Source organism: Actinomycetota bacterium (assembly GCA_014360655.1).
Taxonomy (GTDB): Bacteria; Actinomycetota; Geothermincolia; order Geothermincolales; family RBG-13-55-18; genus JACIXC01.
On the sequence record JACIXC010000003.1, the window covers coordinates 14201 to 39922 of the forward strand.

Here is a 25722-nt window from a genome sequence, read left to right on the forward strand (position 1 = left end):
GCTCCTGAAACGCGCGGTTCAACCCTCCCGCCTGCGCTCCCGCCCGCACGAACCCAACGCCTACCACCCGTTCCACGACGCAAGGAACCTATAACCGCCCGCGCAACCTTGTACGACACCCCAGCTTTTGGTCCCCATCTCAACCCCCGTCACCATACCGTCTTCACCAGCAACACCAGGTAATACAGGCCCACTCCCAGGAAGACAAGCCCGGCTCCCTTGCGGAAATACCTTTCCCACCTCTGCACCTTCTCCGCATGCTCCGCCCACGCTCCCGCCCCGAAGGCGATGGCCAGGGCGAAAACGAATACCGGGAGGCCCGTGCCCAGGGCAAAGACGGCCGGGAGAAACACGCCCCCTCCCGGCGTTCCCAGGGCCAGCGGGATGAGCATGCCGAAGAAGAGCACCGCGCTGTAGGGGCAGAAGGAGAGCGCGAACAGCGCCCCCAGGGGCAAGGCCCCCAGCGCCCCCCGCCCGGATATCCTTTCCCCCAGGCCGGCTATGCGCCCTCCCCTGAAAAAGGAGAGGTTTATCACGTCCAGCATGACCAGCGAGACGAGGATTAGAAGCGGCCCCAGGTAATAGACGGAGGAGTTGCGCAGAAACCCCGATATGCGCACTACGTTGGCCCCCAGGTACACCAGCAGGACTCCCAGGGCCACGTAAGTGAAGGCCCTGCCCATGGTGTAGAGCGCACCTGCCACCGCTGCCCTCCCGCGATGCTCCAGATCCCTGGCGATATAGGCGACGGCGGCCAGGTTGGTGGCCAGGGGGCAGGGAGAGACGGCGGTGAGGAGCCCCAGCACCAGGGCGGCCAGGAGGGGGATCCCCGCCAGCGGGATGCCGGAATCCTCGGCGGGCTGGCTTCCCTCCAATGCCCGGTCCAGCTGGGCATGGATATAGGCGATACAGCCCTCCCGGTCCTCCCACTTGAACCAGACCTCCTTGAGCTCCCGGAATTCTTCCCGGCCTCCCTCCCGGAGCACCAGGAAAAGCGATGAGCCCACGACCCCGTACTCGTCCACCCGCTCCCGGTTGGCGGGATCGTCGATGGCCAGCCTGGTATAGGGGACGCCCTCCAGGCCATGCCCGCGGTAGCTGGAAGCCGCCTCCTCGGCAAAGGAATCCACCTGCTCGCAGGAGACGCAGCGGAAACGGGGGTAGAAATAGACCAGCTCCACCGCACCTTTGTCCCCGCCATCGTCCGCCGAGGAAATGTCCGAATGGTATCCCGGGAAGGCGGGGAGCATGACCAGCAATACGGCGATCGCGGCCGCAGCCACGCAGTAAGTCGACCTTTTCATGTTTATCATCACGACGGTGGAGAGGCTTGGCCTTCTCCCGAGATCAGCTTGTCAAGCAACGTCCTCATCTGGTCGGACCCTATAAGCCCCTCGTACGCGTCCACCACCACGCCGTCGGTCTGGATAAAGAAACTGGTGGGGATGACCCTCACCTGGAAATAATCGCAGAGGGGAAGCTCGGCTTCGTCGTAGACGTCCACCACCACGAAGGATACGCGTCCCGCGTAATCCGGCTGCACTTCTGCGATGACCTTTTCCATCTCGATACAGGGGATGCACTGGTTGGAGTGGAAGTTCAGGAAAACGGGTTTTCCCTGCCGCAGAGACTCCTCGATAAGTTCCTGGGAGGGGGTCTTGCCGGCGGCCGAAAAACCGGCATCCGTCGTCTCCGCATCCTCCGACTTCTCCGCCGCCTGCGCCGGCGCGTTCTCCTTTACCTCGACATCCTCCCCGCACCCGCAGTCGGCCAGGGTTACCAGAAAAATACAGGTCACGAAGACCAGGGAAGCTATCAGTAATCTCTTCCCCGCCTTCCAGGCCTTTCTCCGCTTGCGCTTCTTCTCGGCCATGCTTATAAGGCCCTCTCATACCGCGAAACGTTCCGCCGCCCGGCGCGTACTCACTTCATTCCCTCACCGTCGCCGTTCCTTCCGCGGCCGCGGGCTCCGCGGCGGCGGGAGCCTCTTCCGGCCGGAACCAGTGCTGCGTACGCAGGCATATCTTGACCAGCAGGAGCATCACCGGCACCTCGATGAGCACCCCCACCACCGTTGCCAGCGCCGCTCCGGAGGCAATGCCGTAGAGCACGGTGGCGGTGGCGATGGCCACCTCGAAGTGGTTGGAGGCGCCGATCATGGCCGAGGGCGCCGCGTCCCGGTAGTCCAACTTTATGAGCTTGGCCAGCCCGTAGCCGATCCAGAAGATGAGGTTGGTCTGGATGAAGAGGGGAACGGCGATGTAGACGATGGACATGGGCTGGTCGATGATGAGCTGCCCCTTGAGGCTGAAGAGGATGACCAGGGTCACCAGGAGGGCGATGATGGTGACGGGGGTCAGGTAGTGGATGAACCTTTCCTGGAACCACTCCATGCCCTTGCGCTTCAATATCCATTTTCTGGAATAATACCCCGCTACCAGCGGCAGGGCCACGTAGATGCCCACGGAGAGCACGATGGTCAGCCAGGGCACGGGCATGCTGTTCACTCCCAGCAACCAGCCTCCCAGCGGCGCGTAGAGCACCAGCATGGTGAGGGAGTTGATGGCCACCATCACCAGGGTGTGCCCGTCGTTCCCTTTCGCCAGGTAGGACCAGACCAGCACCATGGCCGTGCAGGGAGCGATGCCCAGCAGGATACAGCCGGAGATATAGGAGCGGTAGAGTTCCGGGCGCAGGACTCCGTCCACCATGATGCCGCCGGTGGTGGGCACGTAGTGGGTGCCGAGGTCGGCTCCCGGGATCCACCTCTTGAACACGAAGGCCAGGAAGAAGGTGGCGATAGCCACCATGGTGAAGGGCTTGATGCACCAGTTGACGAAAAGGGTGAGGAGCACCGGCTTGGGGGTCTTGCCCGCCTTTATGACCTCGGCGAAATCGATCTTCACCATGATGGGGTACATCATGAAGAAGAGGCAGACGGCGATGGGGATGGAGACCTGCGCCACCGACACCTTGTCCAGCGCCTCACCCATACCGGGGAAGGCCTTGCCCAGGAGTATGCCCGCGCCTATGCAGGCGATGACCCATATGGTGAGATACTTCTCGAAGAAACCCAGCCGCCTGGCTACCCTCGGCTGCTCCTCCAACCTCGCTCCTCCTTTGCTGCTTTTCTCTTGCGGGCTGCGCGGCAAGCTCCCCAGTGCGGCTCGCTGCGCCCGCCCTCCCGAGCAAGTTCTACCATGCTCGCTTGCGGTCCGTGCCTTTCCTCCCAGCCATCACGTACTTCTACGCGTCCCCGACGCTCGCCGGCATCGCGTTTACGCCTCCGGGAGCAGGGAACAGGGGCGTCTCATGTCCGGGCCGGCCTTTTCTCGCATTCCTCCCTGCGGGGATACGGCCGGTCTATCTTGTGGGTTCCGAGTATTTCCAGAAAAAGCCGGTTCAGCCTCTCCACCGCCTCCGGCACCAGCGAGTGATAACACCAGGTGCCGCTCTTGCGTGCCCTCACCAGGCCCACCTCCCGCAGCACGGAAAGGTGGTGCGAGGCCAGCGGCTGCGATATGCCCAGTTGCTCCTCGATATCGCAGACGCACTTCTCGCCCTGGAAGAGAAGGCACATTATTTTCAAGCGGTTCACATCGCTGATGATCTTCAGCATGTCATGAAGCTCGTTGATCTCGCTCTTGCTCACGCACTCCGCCAGCTTCTTCGCGCTCATCTCCGACCTCCATATAGTCGCATATATAAACCCAGGTTAATATAAACAATAATTTATCATTCATCAAGGAGCGATCTTTATCGCACCGAACCCCGCGCGCTTGTTCTCCCCGGGTATCAGCCCTCGACCTCGCCGAGGGCTTCGTCCGGCGCCTCGTAGCCCTGCTTGAAAAAAACCCTCCCGATGACCTCGCTCAGGGCCACTACCACCACCAGGGTGGCCAGGTATCGCACCAGGGTGAACTTCCAGCCCAGGAATTGGAACTCCATCAACTCCGCCGGGAGTTTTATGCACGCCCAGGCGGAGAGGAAGATGATGATATTGGCGACCTTGGCGCCCTTTTTCAGCAATACCGCCGCCAGCGGGAACGCCACGTAGAGGGGCCCCATGGGAATGCTTCCCAGGATGAACGAGAGGACGACTCCTTTGACCCCGGATTCCTCGCCGAGAAACCTGACGATGAACTCCCTTTCCACCCACACGCTAACCAAGCCCATGATGATGAACACCGCGGGAAGGATCATGGCCATCTCCTTGAAGTATTCCCAGGCCACATGGCGCGCCGTACCGCCTTTCTCGGGGAACACGACGACCAGGACGATGAAGACGGGAATAAGAAGGAAGAGGATGGCGTAATCCCACCGTATTCTCTCCCTTATGCTTCTCTTCCTGCCGTTTGCCACGGCATCGGCCTTTTCGTTCACCTTATGATCACCCCTATCACCACGGCGATGGCCACGGCGGCGAGGAAGCTCAAGGCGTTCCTGGCGACGGCGAACCTCTTTCCCAGTTCCTTGATCTCCAGGGGCAGGAACACGAAGCCGACCATGGTCAGGGTGGTGATGAACGCCGCCGTGGCCATGATCCCGGCCCCCATGTCCAGCATGGACTTGGCCAGGGGGAAGGCGATGATGACCGGGATGAAGAGCACCGCACCCAACAGGGAAGCGATGGCCACCCCCAGGGCACCGCTGTTCTTGCCGATCACCTGGGCGATCCACTTGGCGGGAACGAAACCGATCATCAGGCCCACCACCAGGATGATGGCCAGGATGCCGGGGAGCAGCCGCATGAAGCCCTTGTAGGCGACGCGCAACGCGGCCAGCGTTTTCTTCCGGTCCTTGATCACGCTCAGGAGCAGCAGTACGCCCGTCAGGACGAGGATGACGAGGGTTGTGAGATCCACTCAGTCCACCCCTTTCCTTCCTTTCCCGCCGCCCGGATCGTTCACAGCGCGTCTTCCAGGAAGTTGACGCAGGCGTCCTCGGGCGGGAAGATGCTCGCGGCCACTTCCACCGCCTTGAGCGTCGCCGCCGGCACGATGCAGGAGTTGCGGCAGCAGTGCTCGGATGCGGCGCGGTACACCGCCGTGTCCCGCATGGGGAGGGTCATCTCGCTCCCCGCGTTGACTTCCTTGAGCTCCTCCGCCATCTCCGCGATGTGCTCGCAGGAGGTCTCGAAGGAAAGGGACACGGTGGTGAGGGTGTTCTTCCGCGCCGTGATCACCGTCTCCTTGCCGCACTGCCCTCCTTTTACGAATACGATGGCCATCCTTTTCCCTTCCCGCCCTGCCGCGCGCTATTCATGCCTCGCCGCCAGGGCCTCCTCGATGCGCCGCTTGACGTCCGCCTTGATCCTCTCCTTCTCCGCCTCATCGTAATCGAGCACCGGTGCCTTCTTAACCCCGTAGTCCTCCACCATCTCCACCCGGATGTCCGGCTTGCGGCCGGAGTGCTCCTCCACGATCTTGGAGCAGCACATCACCGGGCAACCCTCGATGATCACGAAGAGCTCCGCCCCCGCGATCTTGTTCAAGCCGGTGTCCTTGTCGATGGCCACCGCGGGCAGGCATACCAGGTGGTAGTCCTCGTTCTCCTTCACCAGCTCCGTGGCCACCGCCCCCGCCAGCTGCCCGGTATTGGCGGCCCCGTAGCAGGTGGCTATGACTACCCTGAACTCGGCCATCGCGAATCTCCTCCTTTCAGGTCCCAAACGGCCTTACTTCGCGAACATCCCGAAGATGTACCCCGTGCCCATGGCGAAGAGGCACACCAGCAGGATATACGTCCCGGCCTTCTTGAATCCCATGATGCGGATGAGCACGATCATGCTGGGCAGGGAGAGCGCGGGCCCCGCCAGCATCAGGGCCAGGGCCGGCCCCTTGCCCATTCCCAGCTCCAGGAGTCCCTTGACGATGGGCACCTCGGTGAGGGTGGCGAAGTACATCAGGGCCCCGGATACCGAGGCGATGGCGTTGCCTCCGATGGTGTTTCCGCCCACGTAGCGGGCGATGACGTCGGAGGGGATGAGCTCCTTGACCACGCCCACCAGGAAGACCCCGACGAGCAGCACGGGAAGGATCAACTTCACCATGCGCCAGGTCTCAAGGAACCAGGTCTTTACCTCCTCGCGCGTGAACCAGCGCTTCACCAGGTAGATGAGCAGGGCCACCAGGAGCACCTCGCCCGCGTACTTGACGATGGTGGGCATCTTCGCCGTGCCGTAGACCAGGATGGCGATGAGGACACCGAAATAGATGAGGTTCTGGTAGCCCGGCCTTACCCGGCTCCCGTCGTCGTAGGCGAAGGCCTCCGCGTCCTCCGCCGCCCGCACGCGCCTCTCCTCCTCCTTGTGGAAGACGGCGGCCATGATGAGCCCGATGAAGAAGGCGAAGCCCACCGCCCCGATGATGCGCGCCACCCCCAGGTCGTACCCCAGGAGGTTCATGGAATAGGTCATGGCCAGGATGTTGATGGCCGGCGAGGAGTAGAGGAAGGCGACGGCCGGCCCCAGGCCCGCCCCCTTCTCGCGTATGCCCGTGAACAGTGGGAGCACGGTGCAGGAGCACACGGCCAGGATGGCCCCGGAGACCGAGGCCACGGAGTAGGAAAGGAACTTGTTCGTCCTGGGGCCGAAGTAACGCATGACCGCGGCGGTATTCAGGAAGGCGATGATGGCCCCTGCGATGAAGAAAGCCGGGATAAGGCAGAAGAGGGTGTGCTCGGCCACGTACTCGACGAGCGTCCGCAGGCCCTCCATCATCAAGCCGCCGAAGGTTATCGCTGCCAATTCCACCACTTCCTTACTTCCTCACCTAACGCACTTCCATGTAAAACCATGGTATTCGTACCGGGCTGCCGGCTCGCGCCTTCCGATTCCGGCATCCCTCCACGCTCCTTCCCGCGGGCCTTCCCGCCGGCGCACCGGCTGCCCCCTCGACCGCCACGGGTCACCCACGTCTCTCCCTGCGACCTCCCGGATCCGGCGACGAAAACTCCCCTTCCCCGCCGCTGACCCTTTAGGTCTTTAGGGGATTCCGAGTCCCGGGCTCGGCTCCCGCTTCGCTTTCCCCGGGGCCCTTCGCCAGATGCCCCCGCCCTGGAGAACCTGGGCGGCGGACCGCAGGGCTTACGGAATAGGAGTGGGAGTGCCTGCGGCCCTCAGGCCTTGAGCCAGCCCTCGATCTCCTTCTTGGAGGGTACCTTTCCCTTGCAGACCACCTTGCCGTCTACGACCACCCCTGGCGTGGTGAGGACGTTGTACTTCATGATCTCGCTCATCTCCGTGACCTCGTCCACCCGGGCGTCCAGGCCCAGCTCCTCCACCACCTCGCGGATGGCCTCCTTGGTGGCCTTGCACTTCTTGCATCCCGGTCCCAGTACCTTGATCTCCATGTCTTTCACCTCCATCGTCTGCAGGTAATCTCCGTTCTTGGTCCCCGATGACTTCCATGTCGCCGGCTCCCATCAACCGGCAGCATAACCGGCCTGTTTACCGCGGTCGATCATCACGTCAACCCCCGCCGCTCGTTGACGCCGCCTCCTTATCTCCTTCCCTTGGGATCTCCTTCCCTCCGTGCCTTCTTCTCCTACAATCCGAGTTCGCGCAGCTTGTCCAGTCTCTCCTCCATGCCCGCCTCCAGGAGGGGAGGGCAGTCCTCCACGCACCTTTCCCCTTCGATCAACCGGGCGGCGAAGGCCATGCACGAGGGCAGTCCGCACTTTCCGCAGTTGGTGCGGGGCAGGCAGCGTAGGACGTCCAGCAGCTTGGGAGGGACCCGCGTGGTATGGTCGGGCTCTATACCCTCTCTTCGCTCCCATATGTCGTTGAGCCGCTCCACGGCCTTCTTCGCGATCCTCTCGGCGTGAGCGCGATCCTTGAGGTTGTTGATACTGACGACGTTCTCCCGCAGGGCGTACTTGTGAGCGCCCTCCCGCCACACGATGGTGGGCACCTTGGGGTCGTAGAAGGCGTTCCTCACCTCCGCGTTGACGTAGGGCATCACCGGCCCCAGGTCGGCATCCGTCTTCACCCTGGCCACCCAGATCGGCGACCCGGGGTCGCAGGGCGGCGAGAACATCTCCAGCTCCCAGTCGCTTATCAGCATCTCCGGCTTCCTTTCGCTCCTTCGTCTTTATCCGCCTTGATACGCCGCTCAAATGCGCGCCCGCCCATGACCCGCGCCGTCCTCGGCAGGTCCGTCAGCACCGTACCGGGGGACAGTCCGTCTACCCTCGCCATGGGCTCCATATCAAGTCGGGAAAGCAGGGTCCCCGCTCCGCTTCTCCCGCCGTCACGGGCATTCGCCCCGCGCACCAACCGGTCACTCCCCGTCACCTTTCTTCCCTGTGACCATCTCACCCTGGTTGGGATGGTAGGACTCCTCGAAAACCGGCACGCAGTGAGGCAGATCGGCCTCCTTGACCCTCTTTTCCAGCACCTCGCGGATGAACTTCAAGGCCTCGTCCCGGTCGTCGTCGGCCAGGATGCGCTTTATCCAGATGAGCTCCTCCTCCCCCAGGGACACGGCTATCCTTCTCATCTCCTCGCTCCTCCCTTGCCCGAAACGCTCTTCGCCCCTCGCGAAAGAGCAGCCGGAGCCGGTGTACAGCACGCATCGCCATTCTCCCCTTCACGCCTCCCGCGATGGCCGAGGTAGCGCAGGAACGCTTCCACGACCCGGTCCAGCTTATCCTCCGCCACCGCGTAGTAGGAGGAGGTGCCCTCCTTGCGCACCCGCAGCAACCCGTCCTCCCTGAGCACGTTCAGGTGGTGGGACGCGAGCTGCTGGGAGATGCCCAGCTCCTTTTCCACCTCGCAAACGCATCTCTCTCCCCGCAGGAGCAGGCACATGATGCGCAGCCGGTTGGGGTCGGAGAGGATCTTCAGCTCCTCCGCCAGCTCGATTATCTCCGGATCGGCCACGCACCTCAGGGTTTCCCTTCCAACCATGGCCTCCACCTTCACCAACAATGGTTTGTACTTATAACTATTTGTATTTTATCCCGCCTCACCCCCATGTCAATGACCAAGCCCATTCCTGATGACCTGCCCGCCGGGGAAGGCTCTTCGGCATGTCGCAATGTGGATGTTCTCCGTTCCCCTCCGCGCCCTTTCCCGCGTGATCGCCCTCTCCCGCGTGATATTACGGTCAAGTACTCGCGCCTGATGGTCGAGGAGGAAGCGGCATGAAAAGGATCTCCCTGATCCTTGACGATGACGCATTGATATGGCTCAAGCGCGTGATCACCGACCAGGATGGCGAGGAAGCGTCGAGATTCTTGAACGACGAGGTCCTGAAGCCCAGAACAAGGGAAGCGGAATGGCCTTCCGGACTGCGGAGGACCTTCGACGCGGGAGGGCCTCCGGGACAGCTGGGCGCCCCATGTTGACCCGGTTCATCGCGGCCTCGGCGACCGGACCGGCTTTTACCCCCTACCGGTGAGGCGGGTTCATCCTACGACCTCCAACACGGTAATGCCGGCCCGGCCATATCCGGCCCCGGTCGGGAACCACTTCCCCCGGTTCGCTTTGCCCGTACGGCACCTGGATACCGAGGACCCTCGCGCCTTACTCGCTGCGCATGGAAAGGACCGCGGGCCCGGTGGTAAGGCACCATCCCTCCTCGAGCAACGCCTCCTCGCCGTTCACCTCCACCGCAACCTTGCCCGAGATGACGGCGAAGATGACATGCGACGCCATTTCGCAGGGGGGTATCCCGCCCCCGGGAGGGAGCGGGATGATCCTCACCGCGAGAGGTTGGGCAAGGAGCTGCGCCGTGCCCTGGTGATAGCCGGAAAGGACATGAGGATCTACTGCCTGAAGCCGCCGGTGCTCCTCTTCGGGCTGGTGTTCCCCTTCTTCCTCTTCCTGGCCTTCTTCGTGGGGAAAAGGGGCCACATCGAGGAAGGGATTCCCGGGCTGGTCTGCATCTCCGTCTTCTTCGCCTCCTCGAACATCGCCCCCGCGGGCATGCCCTTCGAGAGGATGACCAAGACCTTCAACCGCCACCTCTCGGCCCCCGTTTCCCTCACCTGGATGGTCTTCGGCAAGACCCTGGCCGGTTTCGCCTTCGGGGTGGCGGTCTACGCCCTCCCGTTGTGCGCCTGCCGCTGTTCTTCATGAGCGGCATCTTCGTCCCCCTGGCGGACATGCCCGCCTGGGCGCGGGGCCTGGCGGCCGTCTCCCCCCTGACCTACGCCAACGACCTCCTGCGGCGCGGCACGGGATTTCCCGGATATCACCATTGGTGGCTGGACCTGGTGGCGCTCGCCTCAGTCCCCGCCGTTAACGTTCTCCATCACGAAGTCGATGAGCGGCTCGATGACCTCGTTCCTGCGCCTCTCCGGCGCGTTGGCGCAGGCGGTGAGCACGTCCATGTGGTTGTACCCCTTGATGAGCTCCCGCTCGCCCGGGAGGGGGAAGAACATGAAGGTGCCGCTGGAAAGCACCCCCTGCTCGGCGATGAACTCGATCTTGGGAAGTTCTTCCACCCGGTCGCCATGCAGGAAGTTGATCCCGTAATCCCGCGAGAAGGGGAAGAGGGCGGCGGCGATGTCCGCGATGAGCCGCGTGGTGAAGTACCACTCGGTGAGGTTGAGGGGGCCCTTGAAGATGACCCGGGCCACGTCGTGGATGTCGCTGACCTCGTTCTCCGCGTAGGTGTAGGTCGTCTTGCCTCCCTTGTCCTGGAAGAGCGGGTCGGCCTCGTCACCCACCTCGTCGAAGTTCACCCAGCGGTAGAGGGGCCCCTTGCCCAGCTTCAGGGCGTTGGGGCCGGCGTCGTTGGCGATGAAGTAAGGGCCCTCGCCCAGCATGGATCCCACCAGGTCGCCGACCAGGGGTATGCCCGTTATCAGGTCCGACACCGGGAACTGCTTCTGCACCACCGTGCCCCCGGCGAGAAAGCCCATGCTGTTCTGGATCATCCCCAGGGGGACGAAGGAATCGTCGAAGACCACCCCCAGCATGGCCTCGTTGGTGAAGCGGAAGTCGGTGATCTTGGGCACGCCGTCCATGAAGGTCTGCAGGTCCCGGGAGTGCAGGAAGCGCAGGAGCATCTGCGCCGACCCGGAGTAGGGCACCTCGCGCATCACGCGGCACTCGGCATCGGGATCGTAATAGGCCATCATCCCCACCGCCTCCAGCAGCGCCATGGCCTCGGCGTCGATCAGGGGGAAGGGGAGGATGCGGTTGGAATGCGGGTCGCTGCGCAGCGAGTCCACCAGGGTCTTGTAGGTGCCCGCGCCGATGTCCTTGACCACCTTGTACAGGCTCTCCGGCAGCAGCCGCAGGATGGGATCCACGACCTCGCTTACCGGGGTGACGGTGGTGTCGAACCCGAAGAGCCCGGCGCAGTTGTTGAAGCCGGCGTCCTCCAGGGTGGCCGGGTCGCCGTCCAGGTCCCAGCCGGCGAACATGGAGGTCATGACGCCGCCCAGGGAGTGCCCGCCCACGAAGACCTTCTCCCTGCGCACCACGGGGTCGGGCACCATGGTCTCGATGACCTTGAAGACGTCCTCGGTGTCCAGCTTGAGCCCGAACTCGGAGAGGAAGGGGACGTCGGGGTCCTTGAGCCATCCCCGGAAGGTGCGCCCGTTGACCTCCTTGCCCAGGTAGTAGTAGTCGATGGCCCTGCGGGCGCCTTCTTCCACCGTCATCCTGCCCGCGTCGACCTCTCCCTCCAGGTAGTTGGCCACCGAGAGGTCCTCCAGGGTGTTGGGCCTGCGCTCCACCGCCCAGACCTCCAGGTTGAGGCTCCGCTGCGACTTGGCAATATATACCATCTGGCGGCCCAGGTACTCGAAGCCGTTGGCCCCCTCCAGGATGCCCGGCAGCATGACCAGCATGGCGTCGGTGTTCTCGGGGTCGACCCTGCTCGTATCGTCCGGGTGCAGCGTGGACCCGTCCGCCGGGCGGAAGCGCAGGAAGTGTATGTAGTCGCATTCCGGCGGCGGCGTGCCGTTGTCCCGCGGCGCGGGAGAGTACACCGTCTGCTCCTCCACCACCACCGCGGCGTCGACGTCCTCCTCCGTCCAGGCCCGCGCTGCGCCGGGGTGCGCGTCTTCCGGCACCGGGCCCCCTGGCCGGTAGCATCCCGCGCAGACGAGCAGCACGGCGAAGGACAGGGTGAAGAGAATCTTGAGCGCCCCTTTCATGTTTCCCCCTTTCGTGTCATTCCCCCAACCGGCACTTCGCAAGGAAGTTACTATAAAATAGCACTCGTGTCACATTTTTGCAAGCGCCGTTTGTCCTACCCGTCTCTTCCGGCTCACACCCGTCCCCACCCGTTCTTACCCGCTCTGTTTGGCATCATCCCCAAAAGGATATATTATTGAATAACAGGTCAATCGGGTTTGTAGAGAAGCATCTTCGAGGACCCAAGCCTCTTCGGCCTGGGTCCTCGTTGCTTCGGTACAGGAGAAAGGAGATTGCTCATGAAGGTCGGACCCTTCAAGACGGTGGTCCTCCACTACCAGCTCTTCGACGAGACGGGGGAACTCATCGATTCCTCGAGCGAGGGGCACCCCTTCAGTTTCGTCTTCGGGGAGGGAAGCATCATCCCGGGCCTGGAAAGGGAGCTGGAGGGCATGGAGCCCGGCGAGGAGAAGGAGATCGTGGTGCAGCCGGAGGACGGTTACGGACCGAGGAACCCCAACCTCATTCAGCAGGTCCCCAAGGGGGTCTTCGCCGGCGGCGCCGAGCTCGAGGTCGGGATGTCCTACACGGGCAGGACGGAAGCCGGCAACGTGGTCAACTTCACGGTGACGGGCATGGACGAACAGACGGTGGAGATCGACCTCAACCATCCCCTGGCGGGGAAGACCCTGCGCTTCAACGTCACCATCGAGGAAGTCCTGGACTGAAGCAGGGCGCCATGAGAGAAGGAACGGGACAGGAAAGGGACGAGGGACGCCGGACGAGAAAACAGGACCCGCCCGGCTCGGAATACAGGGGTGCGAGGGGCGGCCGCCAGAAGGATCCCCGCCTCGAGAGCCTCATCTCGGACTGGAAGAAGGGCGAGAAGGACCGCTGGCGTGGGCACGGCAAATCGGACGGCAAGAGGAAGCGCTGAGGCGCCCGGGTAGGAGAACATACCACCTGGCGGGTTCCTCGCAAGCGTGGGATCGGACCGGGATCCATCGCCGGCGGCGAAAAGCGCCGCGCCAAAGGCGAGCAAGCCTTGCACTTTCTACCCTGTTCAACTTCCCGGATGACCTCACTTCGCAGTGAAGATGAGGATCAACGGGCAAGCCTGGGCGAGGGGACGATGCGGGAGGGAAGCCGCGCCGGTGTGTGCGGGTATCCTCCCCTTCATCGACTGCCCCGCTTTCTGGAGAACGTGGTCCCGTGCGGGTTCCTGGCTCCCCACCCAGCAGGTGAAGCAAAACCGGGCGGGGGATGTCCCCCGGCCCGGTCTTCTGCTGGCACGCCCGGAGGGAGTCGAACCCCCAACCTACGGATCCGTAGTCCGTCGCTCTATCCAGTTGAGCTACGGGCGCACACAAGATATTTTAACACAACCCGCCGAGCGGGTTTCGTCGGCAACGGCAAGGGGATTCGGCGCCGCTCGCAGATCCTAACGCGTCCAGCATCACGCTTCATGCATTCTTCCTGCGCCGGTAGCGCGGCAGGGCAACGCCGCAATACATGCGGCCCCGGGCATGCTCCTCGATGCCCCGTGCCGTGGGGCCGCGGCCATGTCCTACAGGCCGAGCTCGCCGTCGCTCAACTGGTCAGCGGAGAAATCTTCGGCGTCCACCGAGTCCATGGTGGCGTCGAGGTCCTTCAGCAGGGCGTCGACGTCGCCCCGGTCTTCGATCCTGACCTCCTCTTTACTTCCGCCACTCCCGCCGCTACCGCCGCCGCCCTTGCCGCACGAGGCAAGAAGGGATGCGGCGCCGGCCAGGAGTACGCACGCTGCGAGTAATGCGAGCACACGTCGCATGACGTATCTTCCGCTCATCAGGCTCTCCCCCCGTTCTCTCCGTTTAATTCCTCGGACGTCTTTACCGTGAAGGGCGCTCATGCCTTGCACGTTGCGCGGGAATCCTCCGCTCCACCCCGGACATCCTCCCCGGCCGACGGGACCCCGCGAGCGATAGTGTCCACCCAGGCATGCAAGCCGCAGTGGGTGCCCGTGCCGCCACCGTCGATCAGGTCGCCTCGGGGAGCTGGCTCCTCAATTCCTGGATGTTCGCCCTTATGGTCTGCTGGTAGAAGAGCCTGATGTCCAGGGCGTCCTGGCGCACCGCCCTGAGCAGCTCCCGGGCTTCCCGTATAAGCGACATGAACTGCCCCCGTGCCTGCTCGGGCGTGAGCCCGGAGATCTCCTCCAGCTTTTCGATGAAGGCGGCGTAGTCGCGCGCGAATTCCTGGAACATCCCGTCCCAGGTGGCCAGGTCCTGCGAGAGCTTGGAGACGTCGTAACCCTTGGTGCCCAGCTCCTCGACCAGTTTCTGAACCTTTTCCTTGGCCTTGTTGTACGCCTCCTCATGCCTCTCATGATTGTTCTCGAAGCGGGTGATGATGAGCTCTATGCGCTTCCGGACCGTTTCCCAGCGCTGCTGCAGCCTCTGCTGCAGCGGACCTTCCTCCTGGCTGGTCTGCCCCTCCTGGGCCCACGCGGCGCCGGTCATGAACACAAGGACCAGGACCAGCGCGCCCGCGACCATGCATGCTCTCCTCATGCGCCGACACCTCCCCATCTTTTCCGCTCTTCGCGTGTCATGCCGCGAAACGTCCGTCTCTGACCATAAGCTTAGCGGCACGGTTTTAAGCAATTGTTAATTTTCCTTTAGGAAGAATTAACGGGCCGGGCCGGTTTTCCGCCTGGCCTGGCATCATCTTGTTTCCCTTCCACCCGGCACCAGGCATCTCCGTTTTTCCCGTTCATCCTGAACCACTCCTCCCGGCTCCCGCGCCAACCTGGCTCCCTCGTCAACCGCCGCCGGTCAAGCGAATCACCTCCCGCCTTTCCCGGAACCCGCTGTAGATGGCGCCCTGCGGGCACGCCCGCTTGCACTCCAGGCAGCGGATGCAGTCCGGCGAGTCCGGGTCCTCGAATATGTCGATGTCCACGGGGCATACCTCACGGCACACGCCGCATTCCGTGCACATCGTATCGTCCACGGTCACGCGGTAGAGGCTGAAGCGGTTGCAGAGGCCCAGCATGGCGCCCAGCGGGCAGACGGCCCGGCAGAAGGGCCGCTTGGAGACGGTGAACCAGAAAAGGAACCCGACGAGAATCGCTATCTTCAGCCAGAAGAACCATGCGCCCGGAGGCAGGGGATCAAGGGGAGGTACCAGCTTGAGGAACACGCCTCCCTCCAGGGCGCCCATGGGGCAGAGGCGCGAGAACCAGCTCCTCGCGGTGAGGAAGGGCACCAGCACGGCGAGGAGGCCGAGGAAAGCGTACCTGCCCCACCTAATCCTTCGGGGTAGGCGCAACTTGGGGACGGGGATCTTATAAAGCAGGTCCTGCAGGAAGCCGAAAGGGCAGATCCAACCGCAGGGCATCCTGCCCACCAGCGCGCCCACCAGTCCCACCGAGCCCAGCACGTAGAGCAGCGCACCCAGGCCCTCCGCGATAAACCCCTTCACCCGGGGAGAGAGCAGCGCGAAGGAGTGCTGCAGGCTTCCTATGGGGCACGAGAAGACGGTGAGGGGGCAGGCATAGCAGTTCAAGCCGGGTATGCAGACGCCCTTGAGGCCGCCGTCGTATACCACGCGAGAGGAGAAATAGGCGAAGTAGGGATTCAGCGCCAGAAGGGCTACGAACTGTGATATCATCCTCTTGCGCATCGCTCAGACCAGCCCGAGGCAGTCCAGGCAGACGATCACTGCATGGGAATAAACGGTACGCGGCCCTTCCCAGAGGAGGGAAAGGCCCACGGCCAGGACGAATATCCCCAGCGCCAGCAGTCCCTTCCTCGCCCTTCCGTCAAGGTTGCGCCACTTCTCCATCTCCCCGCCCCTCTCCCGCCTGATCGGTCCACCGGCTCCAGGTCGCGTAAGGTGGCCACCGGGATCCCCTCTGGAGGCAAAGCCGGGCACTCCGCCCCATCCCGCCGGCGGCGGAGAGGCGCCCCGCGGCCCGGCCAACCGATCCGCCGGCCGTCCCGGGATGCCCTATGCATAAACCTATGCATACAGGCGCCAGTAACGGTTGAACATGTCGAGCCAGCTCTTCACCACCCTCGCGTCCCTGCGTATCTCCCGGTACACCGCCCTCATCACGGGGGGCGCCAGGTGTCCCATGAGGCGTATTCCCCAACCCCTGTTCACCCTGCGTCGCATCTCAGCCTCGTCACCGCTCTTCGCCGCCTGCGCCAGGTCCCTGCGGTGCGGATCGCTTATGAGGGCGGTGATGAGGGGGTGTTCGCGCAATCTCCTGTCATAGCGGCTGAGGAAGGACGCGCTGGTGTCGCCCGCCCTCAGGGATTCGATGGCGGTCTGCGCGGCGATCTGGGCGGAGAACCACGCCGTGGGCACCCCGTCCGCTATGGCCGCTGCCTCCAGGCCCGCCGCGTCCCCCAGCAGCAGGATCCCCTCGCCGAAGGTGGGCATGTTCCTCTGGTCCGGGTAAAGCCCCGCATATATGGGACAGGTGTCCCATATGCGGGCCCTCAGCTTGACGCGCGGCTCGTAAAGGTCCCTCCAGCGATCCGTCTGGAAGAATTTCTCGTAGTACCGGTCGAGGAGCTTCACGTTGAGCACCTCCCCGTCGTCGGCCTTGAGGAACTGCCCGATGGTCATGTGGATGCTCTCCCGGTAAGGGAAGATGTACACCGCCGATCCCCGGCCGAGGGGGGCTATCATGCCCTCTTCCGGCATGGCCCAGAAATACTCCAGGTTGTAGCCGCAAACCCGGTCGATGTCCTCCTTGCCCATCTCGAAATCGTAGAGCAGGCAGAGCTCGATGACCTCGGGGCGATAGGGCTTGCGGATCCCCGCCCTGGTGGCCACGAGGTTCTGCACGCCCTCCGCGTCGATGAGTATCCTGCAGCGCAGCTCCTCCCCGCCATCGGTGATCACGCCCCTAACCGCGCCGCCTTCCTTGATGACGTCCACCGCCGCCGTCGAGGTCCTGAGCTCGGCGCCTGCCTCCACGGCCCTCTCCGCCAGCCAGGTGCAGAAAGGGCGGCAGTACACCGTGTACCCGATGGCGATGCGGGGCCCCAGGGGTGCGGGCACCCTGAACGAATTGTCCACCCTGTAGGTCTTCCCGTCCCTTATGAAGATGTTGCGTATCCCGGAAATGGGCCTCTCGATCGGTGGTTCACCGTTCCTGATCCACTCGGGCCCGAAGAGGAAGCCGTAGAAGGGGATGGTGCAGCTCGATATCACCTTCTGTCCCGGGGTGGAAGCCCTTTCCAGCAACAGCGTGGAAAGGCCCGCCTGCGCGCATTCCCTGGCGGCGACGGGTCCCCCGAAGCCCGCCCCCACCACGATCACGTCGTATTCCGCGCCGGCCATCATCTCACCCCCACTCGCTCCGGTAGCCGCTGCCCCGCGCGGGCCAGGAAAAATGGATGGCCCCCGCCTCGCAGATGAAGAGGCAGGCGGCGCACTCCATGCAGCGATCCAGGCTTGCGACCTCCGCCTTCTCGTTCCTCAACCTGAAGACGTCGCCGAGACATACCCTGACGCAGTCGCCGCACCCGGTGCACCTGGAAGCGTCCACGGAGATGAAGGGCTCGGGCACCGGTATCCAGGTGACCCCCGGGATCTCCTCGAAGGAATATGGATGTCCCATGCGCAGCTCCTTTCCGCCAAGCCGGCCGTCGGCCCGTGAAGCGCCGGGCACCCGCATCGACATCGTGTCCTTCCTGCCCGGCCTTTATTATCCACGTTATGTCCCCCGGGGTGTCAACACGCCGCGGCACGGGAGCCTTCTTCCTCTTAAACCGCCCCGCGCCATCGTAAGGCGAAAGCGACTGGTACCCACATAGTGCCGTGGGATGCCGGTTGAGCGGCGGCGACGAAGGTGGTAGATTTACATGAACGATTATGGTGTTGGGGGCGTTTACATCGCAAACGGCGCCGAACCTGGGGGCTTCCACCGAGAAACGGCCAGAAAGGGAGTGACGAGCATGCGCGTCGACGCTAAAAGCCACTACGACCACGTTACCGATTCCTGGAAGGAATTCATGGGGGACAACTTCCACTTCGGCTATTTCCCCACCGAGGACACGGAGCTGTCCCGGGCTACCGACATCATGATAGAGAAGATGGCCGGCCTTTGCGACATAAGCAGGGACACCAGGATACTGGACGTGGGATGCGGCATCGGCACTCCCGCCTTCTACCTGCACGAGAAGTACGGATGCCCCATAGAGGGCATCTCAACCAGTGAAAGGGGCATCAAGCTCGCGAATGAGGGCGCGGAGCAGAAGGGTTTCCAGGACGTGCGCTTCCGGGTGGCAGACGGCATGGACAACGGCTTCCCCGACCGGTCCTTCGACCTGGTGTGGATCATGGAGGCCGCGCACCTCATCCTGGACAAGAAGAAGCTCTTCCGGGAATGTCACCGCGTGCTGAAGGACGAGGGGACGCTGGTCATGTGCGACCTGGTACAGCACAAGCTGCTCTCGCTCCCCCGCGGCCTTGCCTTCTTCTTCACCCACATGAAGAAGTACTACCGGCTCCTGCGGGCTTTCGGCCCCGGGCAGTTGCCCACCATGGGCAATTACGCGGACGCCATGGTCCACGCCGGCTTCCGCGATATCAACATCCTGGACATAACGCCCCATGTCCTTCCCACCGCCAGGCGCTGGCGCGAGAACGCCGTCCGCGTGCGCGACGAAGGGGAAGGCGCCTTTCCCCGCGAGGACGTGGAAACCTTCATCGCGGGCTGCGAGATCCTGGACGAGTTCTTCCGCATGGGGCTCTTCGGCTACACCATCATCAGGGCGAAGAAATAGCCGCGACCTTCGTGGTCATTCACCCACCTCGAGCGGAGGCAGCGTCCTCCGAGGGTGGAAACAGCCACCCGCGGAAGAATGTCACGCCGCTTGCCAAAGAGGTCGATGTGCGGCGGTGCCGCGGGTCCAAGCCGTCCCTGCTTTCAGAACGGGCACCTGCGTGTTGCCCGGACCAACACGAGGTCCGCGTGCCGCCGTTTTGACCAGGAAAGGTCTCAAGGCCCGACCTCGAGGTGTTGACCTCAGCGGTGCAGCGGCCTATCCATGCGAGCGGCTGACGGCCGCCTTTTGCTATAACCTGGCCAGATACCTCTCAAAATCGGCTACCTGGTATCTGCTGCCGCGCCGGATCACCCTGAAACCCTCTTTTTCGAGGAGCTCCCTGTGGGCTTCGAGCCCTCCCGGGAACTTCCCGTTCAGGAACCCGTCCGCTTTCAGCGTGCGCCAGTAGGGCACCTCCGCGATGGCGGTTCTTTCACCCCTCGATTTCGCTTCTTCCGCGGCATTCGCGATGGACATGATGAATATCCCCGTGGTGAGGGAACAGCAGCCCTTGACCTTGTGATCCCGTGCGATGCGGCCGCAGATCTCGCGGATGGTCACCAGCTTCCCCCTGGGAACCCCCGCCATGTGGGGGATTATCTCGGAGGGGTTCACCAGGACGATGGGATCGCCGTCCCCGGCTCCCATCCTGCGCACGGCGTTATAGCAGGGAAGGCCTCTCTCGAGTTTCTGGATCTTTGGAAAGTCGTCCCTGTCCTCGATCTTCTGCGCCCACGTCTTCTTCGCCATTCCCTTCACCCCCCGCTGGAACGGGTGGCGCCCTTTCCGCCGCTTCCCCTTTTCGCCTGCGCTTCCGCATCCGGGGCAGGACACGAACCGCGCCGTGAAGCCCCTGCCCGCGGAAACGGGGCCGACGAATGGGCCGATCACCGCAGTGCCGTCGAGGGCGCGCTCTTAAACCCGGCCCCGGGTCGCTGCTCCCAACGTCATCGCGAGGAGGGGAGCGACGGAGCGATCCCGTCCGGGTTGAGCCGGTACCATCAACCCGGTCCTGTGGTTTCAGGCGATGTCCGAAGATCGACCCCTTGTGTCGGCCATCCACATGTCACCCGGACACGAACACGGCCTGATCCCCAGACCCGTTTGTGGCCCCGGGGAGTTGACCCCGGGGTGGCTATCGTGGCGGAAGGGGAGGGATTCGAACCCTCGAGGCGGGTTTCCCCACCCACACGATTTCCAGTCGTGCTCCTTAGGCCAGACTCGGACACCCTTCCGTAACAGGCGCCACTCGCGAGCGCAAGGATATTCGCGAGCGCAAAGATATTATAGAGGGGTCGTCCGCCGCTTACCACCAGGCTCATGTTCATGGACGGCATCTTCCCCGGCCGACCAGGTCAAGCCAGCGCAGGGCCCTTCCCCTAGCCCTCCTTCGCGCGCTCCCTGGCGATGATCTCCGCCGTCCTGCGCGCGGCCTGCCCCACCAGCTCCGAGCAGTGCTCGAGCATGCCCGACTCGAAGGCCTCCCGCAGCTGCTGGGGATCGTACATGTCGTAGGTGCGTCCCATGAGCTTCACCTGGATATCGTGGCAACGGCAGCTCCCGTAGCGCGCGACGAAATCCCCGTGCAGTTCCTTGCACAGGAGGTAGGACTTCATGGGCTTCATCATGTCCCGGTGGTCCTCTCGCCCCCGACCGAAGAGCAGCCCCAGCACCATGCAGCCTCCCGTCAGGGCGCCGCAGGTCCCGTCCGTGGTGAGTCCGATGCCGTCGGCCAGCCCGCTGGCCGCCCTGAACACGCCCTCCTCCTCCACGCCCAGGGCATCCAGCAGCCCTGCCACCACGGACTGCGCGCATCCCGTACACGTGCGCTCGTAATCCCTGGCCAGGCGGTAAGCCTCCTCCACCATGTCAGTTCCGCCGCCGTGCGCCATCTCCGCAACCTCCTTTCAAGGCGAGCCTCCTGGGCCATTTTAGACCCCCGACGACAACCGGTCACCTTCGCGCATCCCTTGAAGGCAACCGCCAGGCGACCTCCGGTATCCCTCGCGCCGCGGGACCTATGCTGCTCCCGTCGCCCATCCTGTTTGCCCCGCTCCGGGAAGGTCTCCCCTCCGCGGGGGCGCCTTCCGTGCGTCCCGCCCGCCAGGCCCCCGCGAAGTTGTTTCCCTCGCCGTGGTGATGATATAAAAAGGGTGTTCCGCGTAAGCGCCCTTCAACGTAAAGGATCTCGTCGGCGCGCCACGAAAGCAAGCAAGGGAAGGAAGGTCGGGCCTTGGCGGTAGTGGGCATAGACCTGGGGGGCACCAAGACCGCCGGTATCGTCTACCACGCCGGAGAGGTGGTGGAGAGGTACCGGGCGACCACGGACATCACCTCCTCCGAGACGGTCATGGCGGGCATCGTCGAGGCGTGTTCGCGCCTCCTGGAAGCGGCGAGCTCCCGGGGGTTGGAAGTATCATCCATAGGGCTGGGCATCGCCGGGTTCATAGACTTCGAGCGCGGGGTGGTCACCGACGCTCCCAACCACCCCCTGCACGACGCGCCGGTGCGGGACGTGCTCCAGGACGCCTTCCACCTCCCGACCATCGTGGATAACGACGCCAACGTGGCCGCCCTGGCGGAAGCCCGCCTGGGCGCGGGGAAAGGCTGTCGTTACCTCGTCCACCTCACCCTGGGGACGGGCATCGGCGGCGGCATCATCGTGGACGGAAAGGTATACAGGGGGGCGCAGGGCGCCGGTGCCGAGCTGGGCCACATGATCATCGACGAGAACGGCCCCATCTGCAACTGCGGGGCGCGCGGCTGCCTGGAGGCGCTGGTCTCCGGGGTGGCCATCTACAAGCGCGTGGAGGAGCTCTCCTGGACCAAGAAGCGCTCGCCCATGCTGGACGAGTTCCGCGCCGACCCGTTGGCCTTCCGGGCCGAGGCGGTGGAGAGGCACGCTTCCGACGGCGACGAGTTCGCCCTCTCCATCCTGCGCGCCGCCGGAAAGCACCTGGGGGTGGGGATAGCCTCCCTCATCAACATCTTTAACCCGGACGCCGTGACCCTGAGCGGGGGGCTGCTTGGATGTTTCCAATTTATGGAAGATGAGATGCGCATGACCGTTGACGGCATGGCCATCCCCATCAGCAGGAAACACGCTCGCATCCTCACCAGCACCCTGGGGGAGGACGGGGGGACGCTGGGCGCCGCCCTCCTCGCCTCCTCCGCCTGATGACTGCAAGCAGCGAACGGAGGTGCGTGAGAACCCCACCATGCTCATCCCCTCCGTGCGGGTGCTCGCAAGTCAGCCGTCATCCCGTTCCTGAGACCTGCGCTGATAAAGCCGCCGTTCTTCCGCCAATGCCGAGGATTGCCGACCCGTGGCGGATATCCGTCTTTCCGGCGAACAGGAAAACCTCGCCCTCAATGCCGTGTTTCCGGTATCCCGGCCCGTGACTCAAGCCAGCTCCTGCGACTCGTGCGCCATCCCCTCGCCCTTTCGGTTATACAAGACCTCCGCCAGCAAGCTCATCGGTATCACCAGTGCCACCGTGAGCCCCAGCCGCAGCAGGGTGAACTTCCAGCCCAGGAACTGCAGCTCCACGAGTTCCAAGGGAAGCTTTATGCAGGCCCAAGCGGAGAGAAAGACCATGACGACGGCCACCCTGGCCCCCTTCCCGAGAAGCATGGCCGCGAGGGGAAAGGCCACGTACAGGGGTCCCGTGGGAAGGGTGCCCAGGAGGATGGCCAGGAGCAGGCCGGTCAACCCCGACCCCTGGCCGAGGTACCTCACCACCGACTCGCGGCGGACCCATACGGCGAAGAGGCCCATCATGATCATCACCGCGGGAAGTATGAACACCATCTCCTGGAAATACTCCCAGGAGACGCGGAGGGCCCGCGATCCCTTGTCCCGGTAGGCGAGGGACAGCGCTGCGAAGGCCGCGACTGACAACACGAGGAAGAACAAGTCCCACTTGATCCGTTTGCGCAGGGGTGGCTTCGGGGCCGCCTCATCCTTGCGTTTCCCTTTACCCGACATCATGTTCATCATCTCCTTCCCCTCGGGGTCGCGTAGCTCAGTTCAGGATCAGGCCCATGAGGACGGCGATCACCAAGGCCGCCAGGAAACTCAATCCGTTGCGCAGCAGGGCGAACCGACGGTCCAGCTCCCTGATCTCCAGGGGAAGGAAAACGAACCCGATCATGGTCAGGGTGGTGATGAAGGCAGCCATGGACATAACCCCGGCCCCCATCTCCAGGAGGGACTTGGCCAGAGGAAAGGCGATGATGGCCGGGATGAAGAGCACCGCGCCCAAGAGGGCGGCGACGGCGAGGCCCAGCAAGCCCTTGTCGCCGCCGATGCTGGAGGCGATCCAGCGGGGCGGGATAAACCCCACGATGAGGCCGATCGCCGCGATGATGGCCAGGACGCTCGGACCCATGCGCTTCACGGCATTCCAGGCTATCAGGAGCGCCTGCTTCGTTTTCCCCCTGTCCTTCAGAAACGAGGCCAGCAGACACGCTGCCACCAGCGAGTCTATGGCTATTGCCGTCGGAGACATGGCCGTCACCCTCCCTTCCTTCTTCCCTTGCGCCCACCGCCAGCACTATCGCAGAGAGAGATGAAGCCGCTGAGCATGTCCACTCTCTCCCTGAGCGCGTCCAGCCAGGCTTCCAGGCGCTCCTCGCCCCGCGGCGTGATGGAATAGATGCGCCTGGCGGGGCCCTCCTCCCCCTCCTCCCACCGCGAGCGAAGCAGTTGCGACCTCTCCATCTCCCGCAGCGCGCGGTAAACGGCCGCCGCGTCCGGAGAAGGTCCGGGAAAGGGTATGCGGCCTATCTCCTCGCTGAGCCGGTACCCGTAGCTCTCCCGCCCCTTGATGAGATAGAGCAGGCGCGGTTCCACGAAACCCTTCCGGGGTCCCTCGCGCACGAACCGCTCGTGGTCGCGGAGATCTGCCCCGCCTTGCCGTCCCGCGACAGGGACATCCTTTTCCTTCATGGCTCTCTCCCGCATAAACCGAATGAACTTACTATATGTATATTAACATATATATGTAAATTGTAAATAGTTAAAAAGGTTGGCTGCCCCTTGCCGGACAGGATGCTGTTCTTGTGTGCGCCGGCCTTCCGACCGGCTTCAGGCATTGCCCGTGGAATATGCGCGGTCGAGGCGGCGGGAGGCGACTATATCCGCGCCAGTACCCAGGATATCTGCATGTATCAACTGGCCGTCCTCGACCGGCGCTTCCACCGTCACTCCCGCAAGTATCCTCACCGCTTCCTTTACCAGGGCCTTGGGGATAGGCCCCGTCGACACCACGGGGAGCAAGGGTAGGATGCCGTTACGCACCCTGACCGTGGTGGTCACCATGCGGCGCGGGTCGCGGAACTCCTCCTCCGCGTAACGCCTCCCTATCTCGCAGTCGTTCCCCCTTACCTCGAGGATCTCCCCGTCCTCCTCGACCAGCTCCAGGGAGCAGCTCAGGGGGCAGTTGATGCACGTAAACTTGTGCGTTTTCCTCATGCCACATCGTCTCCGGTCTCCTCGCCGGCACCGTTGCCGCCGGCCCCGGCTTCGGGCAGGACCTCTATCCTCACCTCTCCCATCTCCCGTACGGACTTGAGCTCCTCCGGACCTGCCTTCACCCTGACCATCTCCGGAGGGCGCACCATCTTCGCCCTGCGCCCCGCCAGGACCTCTCCCCCCGCCACCAGGCGCGAACGCACGGCTTTTTCCGGGTGCTGTACCCGGAAATAGAAGGAGACCTCGCGCTCGAAACCCCGCAGCAGCTGCGGGACCACGAACTTCACGTTGCGCCCGGGCTCCACCCGCAGGGGGGCCTCCCTCCTTCTCCTCCCCTTTGCGAGCACGTACTCCGCCGCCGCCCTGCCCGCAACCTCCGCGGTATGCGTCACGTAATCCACGAGGTCGAAGACGTTCATCACGTTGCCGCAGGCGAAGATACCCTCCACCGTGGTCTCCATGCGCTCGTCCACCAGCGGCCCGCCCGTGGCGGGATCAAGGACCACCCCCGCCTTCTTGGAGAGCTCGTTCTCGGGGATGAGGCCCACGGACAGCACAAGGGTGTCGCAGGGCACCAGCCGTTCCGTGCCCGGCAGGGGTTTCAGGTCATCGCCCACCCGCGAGACGGTGACCGCCTCCACCCTCTTCCTGCCGTGGATGAAGGTCACCGTGTGTGAAAGGTGCAGGGGGATGTCGTAATCGTGCAGGCATTGCACCACGTTGCGCGTGAGTCCCCCGGGGTGGTCCATGATCTCGTAGACCCCCTCCACCTCAGCCCCCTCCAGGGTGAAGCGACGCGCCATGATGAGGCCGATGTCCCCCGAGCCCAGGATGACCACTCGCCTTCCGGGCAGGAGCCCCTCGATGTTGATGTCCCGCTGCGCCGCCCCCGCGCAGATGACCCCCGCCGGTCGGTAGCCGGGGATGAGGATCTGGTGCCGCGTCCTCTCCCGGCAGCCCATGGCCAGGACCAGCGACCTGGGCCTTATCTCCATGATGCCCTCCCGGGCGTTGACGGCCGTGATGGTGCGGTCGGGTTTCAGGTCGAGCACCATGGTGTTCAGCTTCACCTCGATGTCCGTCTTCTCCACCCTGTCGATGAAGCGCTGCGCGTACTGCGGACCCGTGAGGGTTTCCTTGAAGATGATGGAACCGAAGCCGTCGTGGATGCACTGGGGCAGGATCCCTCCCAGCTCCACGTCGCGCTCGATGAGCAGGACGTCCTTGAGGCCGGCCTCGTGCGCTGCCAGCGCCGCCCCCAGCCCCGCGGGGCCCGCCCCTATGACCACGCAATCCGGTTTCCTGGCCTTCATCGTGCC

Annotated in this window: 34 protein-coding genes, 2 tRNA genes and 1 pseudogene; 7 read left to right on the top strand and 30 right to left on the bottom strand. The window is 63.8% G+C overall.

Annotated elements, in window-relative coordinates; all coding sequences use genetic code 11:
• Positions 1 to 149: 149 nt before the first annotated feature.
• From H5T73_02895 to H5T73_02955, 13 genes are all read right to left on the bottom strand, one after another.
• On the bottom strand, positions 150 to 1304 hold the full coding sequence (locus H5T73_02895; GenBank protein ID MBC7246715.1) for a sulfite exporter TauE/SafE family protein: 1155 nt from the start codon (positions 1302 to 1304) through the stop codon (positions 150 to 152).
• 8 nt (positions 1305 to 1312) lie between these two features.
• Positions 1313 to 1873, bottom strand: coding sequence for a thioredoxin fold domain-containing protein (locus H5T73_02900; protein MBC7246716.1), 561 nt, complete (start codon positions 1871 to 1873; stop codon positions 1313 to 1315).
• A gap of 55 nt (positions 1874 to 1928) precedes the next feature.
• On the bottom strand, positions 1929 to 3107 hold the full coding sequence (arsB, locus tag H5T73_02905; GenBank protein MBC7246717.1) for an ACR3 family arsenite efflux transporter: 1179 nt from the start codon (positions 3105 to 3107) through the stop codon (positions 1929 to 1931).
• Between the two features lie 203 nt (positions 3108 to 3310).
• Positions 3311 to 3679 carry a helix-turn-helix transcriptional regulator gene (locus H5T73_02910; GenBank protein MBC7246718.1) on the bottom strand — a complete coding sequence of 123 codons (369 nt, stop codon included), beginning with the start codon at positions 3677 to 3679 and terminating at the stop codon, positions 3311 to 3313.
• 116 nt (positions 3680 to 3795) lie between these two features.
• Positions 3796 to 4362: a permease gene (locus H5T73_02915; GenBank protein ID MBC7246719.1), complete on the bottom strand. Its 567-nt coding sequence runs from the start codon at positions 4360 to 4362 to the stop codon at positions 3796 to 3798.
• Positions 4363 to 4379: 17 nt separating this feature from the next.
• Positions 4380 to 4865 carry a permease gene (locus tag H5T73_02920; protein ID MBC7246720.1) on the bottom strand — a complete coding sequence of 162 codons (486 nt, stop codon included), beginning with the start codon at positions 4863 to 4865 and terminating at the stop codon, positions 4380 to 4382.
• Positions 4866 to 4906: 41 nt separating this feature from the next.
• A complete protein-coding gene (locus H5T73_02925; GenBank protein ID MBC7246721.1) occupies positions 4907 to 5230 on the bottom strand; it encodes a hypothetical protein in 324 nt (107 codons plus the stop codon).
• Between the two features lie 27 nt (positions 5231 to 5257).
• Positions 5258 to 5644, bottom strand: coding sequence for a putative zinc-binding protein (locus H5T73_02930; GenBank protein ID MBC7246722.1), 387 nt, complete (start codon positions 5642 to 5644; stop codon positions 5258 to 5260).
• A gap of 33 nt (positions 5645 to 5677) precedes the next feature.
• Positions 5678 to 6718: a permease gene (locus H5T73_02935; GenBank protein ID MBC7246723.1), complete on the bottom strand. Its 1041-nt coding sequence runs from the start codon at positions 6716 to 6718 to the stop codon at positions 5678 to 5680.
• A 401-nt stretch (positions 6719 to 7119) separates the two neighbouring features.
• A complete protein-coding gene (locus H5T73_02940; protein ID MBC7246724.1) occupies positions 7120 to 7353 on the bottom strand; it encodes a TM0996/MTH895 family glutaredoxin-like protein in 234 nt (77 codons plus the stop codon).
• Between the two features lie 194 nt (positions 7354 to 7547).
• The gene (locus H5T73_02945) at positions 7548 to 8066 is read right to left on the bottom strand and encodes a hypothetical protein (GenBank protein MBC7246725.1); all 519 of its coding nucleotides are present in this window, start codon (positions 8064 to 8066) and stop codon (positions 7548 to 7550) included.
• Between the two features lie 216 nt (positions 8067 to 8282).
• Positions 8283 to 8501, bottom strand: a complete 219-nt coding sequence (locus H5T73_02950) for a hypothetical protein (protein MBC7246726.1) — start codon at positions 8499 to 8501, stop codon at positions 8283 to 8285.
• Complete coding sequence (locus tag H5T73_02955) at positions 8498 to 8911, bottom strand: helix-turn-helix transcriptional regulator (protein MBC7246727.1); 414 nt, start codon at positions 8909 to 8911, stop codon at positions 8498 to 8500. Before H5T73_02955 ends, H5T73_02950 begins: the two co-directional genes overlap by 4 nt.
• A 236-nt stretch (positions 8912 to 9147) precedes the next feature.
• Between H5T73_02955 and H5T73_02960 the strand changes: the two genes are divergently transcribed.
• Positions 9148 to 9351 (top strand): hypothetical protein, encoded by a 204-nt coding sequence (locus H5T73_02960; GenBank protein ID MBC7246728.1) that lies wholly within the window; start codon positions 9148 to 9150, stop codon positions 9349 to 9351.
• 178 nt (positions 9352 to 9529) lie between these two features.
• On the opposite strand, the gene H5T73_02965 is transcribed toward H5T73_02960, so the two are convergent.
• Complete coding sequence (locus tag H5T73_02965) at positions 9530 to 9709, bottom strand: hypothetical protein (GenBank protein ID MBC7246729.1); 180 nt, start codon at positions 9707 to 9709, stop codon at positions 9530 to 9532.
• A 9-nt stretch (positions 9710 to 9718) separates the two neighbouring features.
• Between H5T73_02965 and H5T73_02970 the strand changes: the two genes are divergently transcribed.
• Both H5T73_02970 and H5T73_02975 read left to right on the top strand, forming a co-directional pair.
• Positions 9719 to 10084: an ABC transporter permease gene (locus tag H5T73_02970; GenBank protein MBC7246730.1), complete on the top strand. Its 366-nt coding sequence runs from the start codon at positions 9719 to 9721 to the stop codon at positions 10082 to 10084.
• Positions 10081 to 10176 (top strand): annotated as a pseudogene (locus H5T73_02975) (ABC transporter permease). The gene H5T73_02970 and the pseudogene H5T73_02975 overlap by 4 nt, the downstream one beginning before the upstream one ends.
• Positions 10177 to 10233: 57 nt before the next feature.
• Here the strand turns inward: H5T73_02975 and H5T73_02980 are convergent.
• A complete protein-coding gene (locus H5T73_02980) occupies positions 10234 to 12117 on the bottom strand; it encodes a hypothetical protein (GenBank protein ID MBC7246731.1) in 1884 nt (627 codons plus the stop codon).
• A 279-nt stretch (positions 12118 to 12396) separates the two neighbouring features.
• Here H5T73_02980 and H5T73_02985 point away from each other — a divergent pair, with 279 nt between their 5' ends.
• Positions 12397 to 12825, top strand: a complete 429-nt coding sequence (locus H5T73_02985) for a peptidylprolyl isomerase (GenBank protein ID MBC7246732.1) — start codon at positions 12397 to 12399, stop codon at positions 12823 to 12825.
• Positions 12826 to 12836: 11 nt separating this feature from the next.
• The gene (locus H5T73_02990; GenBank protein ID MBC7246733.1) at positions 12837 to 13034 is read left to right on the top strand and encodes a hypothetical protein; all 198 of its coding nucleotides are present in this window, start codon (positions 12837 to 12839) and stop codon (positions 13032 to 13034) included.
• Positions 13035 to 13384: 350 nt separating this feature from the next.
• On the opposite strand, the gene H5T73_02995 is transcribed toward H5T73_02990, so the two are convergent.
• From H5T73_02995 to H5T73_03025, 7 genes are all read right to left on the bottom strand, one after another.
• A tRNA-Arg gene (locus tag H5T73_02995) sits at positions 13385 to 13461 on the bottom strand.
• 203 nt (positions 13462 to 13664) lie between these two features.
• On the bottom strand, positions 13665 to 13925 hold the full coding sequence (locus H5T73_03000; protein ID MBC7246734.1) for a hypothetical protein: 261 nt from the start codon (positions 13923 to 13925) through the stop codon (positions 13665 to 13667).
• 190 nt (positions 13926 to 14115) lie between these two features.
• Complete coding sequence (locus H5T73_03005; protein MBC7246735.1) at positions 14116 to 14649, bottom strand: hypothetical protein; 534 nt, start codon at positions 14647 to 14649, stop codon at positions 14116 to 14118.
• A gap of 250 nt (positions 14650 to 14899) precedes the next feature.
• Positions 14900 to 15751, bottom strand: a complete 852-nt coding sequence (locus H5T73_03010; protein ID MBC7246736.1) for a 4Fe-4S binding protein — start codon at positions 15749 to 15751, stop codon at positions 14900 to 14902.
• Between the two features lie 15 nt (positions 15752 to 15766).
• Positions 15767 to 15925: a hypothetical protein gene (locus tag H5T73_03015; protein MBC7246737.1), complete on the bottom strand. Its 159-nt coding sequence runs from the start codon at positions 15923 to 15925 to the stop codon at positions 15767 to 15769.
• Positions 15926 to 16102: 177 nt separating this feature from the next.
• The gene (locus H5T73_03020) at positions 16103 to 17440 is read right to left on the bottom strand and encodes an NAD(P)/FAD-dependent oxidoreductase (protein ID MBC7246738.1); all 1338 of its coding nucleotides are present in this window, start codon (positions 17438 to 17440) and stop codon (positions 16103 to 16105) included.
• Between the two features lies 1 nt (position 17441).
• A complete protein-coding gene (locus H5T73_03025; GenBank protein ID MBC7246739.1) occupies positions 17442 to 17717 on the bottom strand; it encodes a 4Fe-4S binding protein in 276 nt (91 codons plus the stop codon).
• Between the two features lie 337 nt (positions 17718 to 18054).
• Here H5T73_03025 and H5T73_03030 point away from each other — a divergent pair, with 337 nt between their 5' ends.
• Positions 18055 to 18885 (top strand): methyltransferase domain-containing protein, encoded by an 831-nt coding sequence (locus H5T73_03030; GenBank protein MBC7246740.1) that lies wholly within the window; start codon positions 18055 to 18057, stop codon positions 18883 to 18885.
• A 291-nt stretch (positions 18886 to 19176) separates the two neighbouring features.
• Here H5T73_03030 and H5T73_03035 read toward each other — a convergent pair whose 3' ends face one another.
• The 3 genes from H5T73_03035 to H5T73_03045 form a co-directional block, all read right to left on the bottom strand.
• A complete protein-coding gene (locus H5T73_03035; GenBank protein ID MBC7246741.1) occupies positions 19177 to 19677 on the bottom strand; it encodes an MGMT family protein in 501 nt (166 codons plus the stop codon).
• Between the two features lie 391 nt (positions 19678 to 20068).
• A tRNA-Ser gene (locus H5T73_03040) sits at positions 20069 to 20162 on the bottom strand.
• A 144-nt stretch (positions 20163 to 20306) separates the two neighbouring features.
• On the bottom strand, positions 20307 to 20819 hold the full coding sequence (locus H5T73_03045; protein ID MBC7246742.1) for a C_GCAxxG_C_C family protein: 513 nt from the start codon (positions 20817 to 20819) through the stop codon (positions 20307 to 20309).
• A gap of 341 nt (positions 20820 to 21160) precedes the next feature.
• Between H5T73_03045 and H5T73_03050 the strand changes: the two genes are divergently transcribed.
• Positions 21161 to 22105, top strand: coding sequence for an ROK family protein (locus tag H5T73_03050; GenBank protein MBC7246743.1), 945 nt, complete (start codon positions 21161 to 21163; stop codon positions 22103 to 22105).
• 225 nt (positions 22106 to 22330) lie between these two features.
• Here the strand turns inward: H5T73_03050 and H5T73_03055 are convergent, their stop codons facing one another.
• The 5 genes from H5T73_03055 to H5T73_03075 form a co-directional block, all read right to left on the bottom strand.
• Entirely contained in the window at positions 22331 to 22915 is a 585-nt protein-coding gene (locus H5T73_03055) for a permease (protein ID MBC7246744.1), read from the bottom strand.
• Between the two features lie 37 nt (positions 22916 to 22952).
• Positions 22953 to 23438: a permease gene (locus H5T73_03060; GenBank protein MBC7246745.1), complete on the bottom strand. Its 486-nt coding sequence runs from the start codon at positions 23436 to 23438 to the stop codon at positions 22953 to 22955.
• Positions 23439 to 23443: 5 nt separating this feature from the next.
• Positions 23444 to 23878, bottom strand: coding sequence for a helix-turn-helix transcriptional regulator (locus H5T73_03065; GenBank protein MBC7246746.1), 435 nt, complete (start codon positions 23876 to 23878; stop codon positions 23444 to 23446).
• A 138-nt stretch (positions 23879 to 24016) separates the two neighbouring features.
• Positions 24017 to 24403 (bottom strand): DUF1667 domain-containing protein, encoded by a 387-nt coding sequence (locus tag H5T73_03070; protein MBC7246747.1) that lies wholly within the window; start codon positions 24401 to 24403, stop codon positions 24017 to 24019.
• On the bottom strand, positions 24400 to 25716 hold the full coding sequence (locus H5T73_03075; GenBank protein MBC7246748.1) for an FAD-dependent oxidoreductase: 1317 nt from the start codon (positions 25714 to 25716) through the stop codon (positions 24400 to 24402). The genes H5T73_03070 and H5T73_03075 overlap by 4 nt, the downstream gene beginning before the upstream one ends.
• Positions 25717 to 25722: the final 6 nt, after the last annotated feature.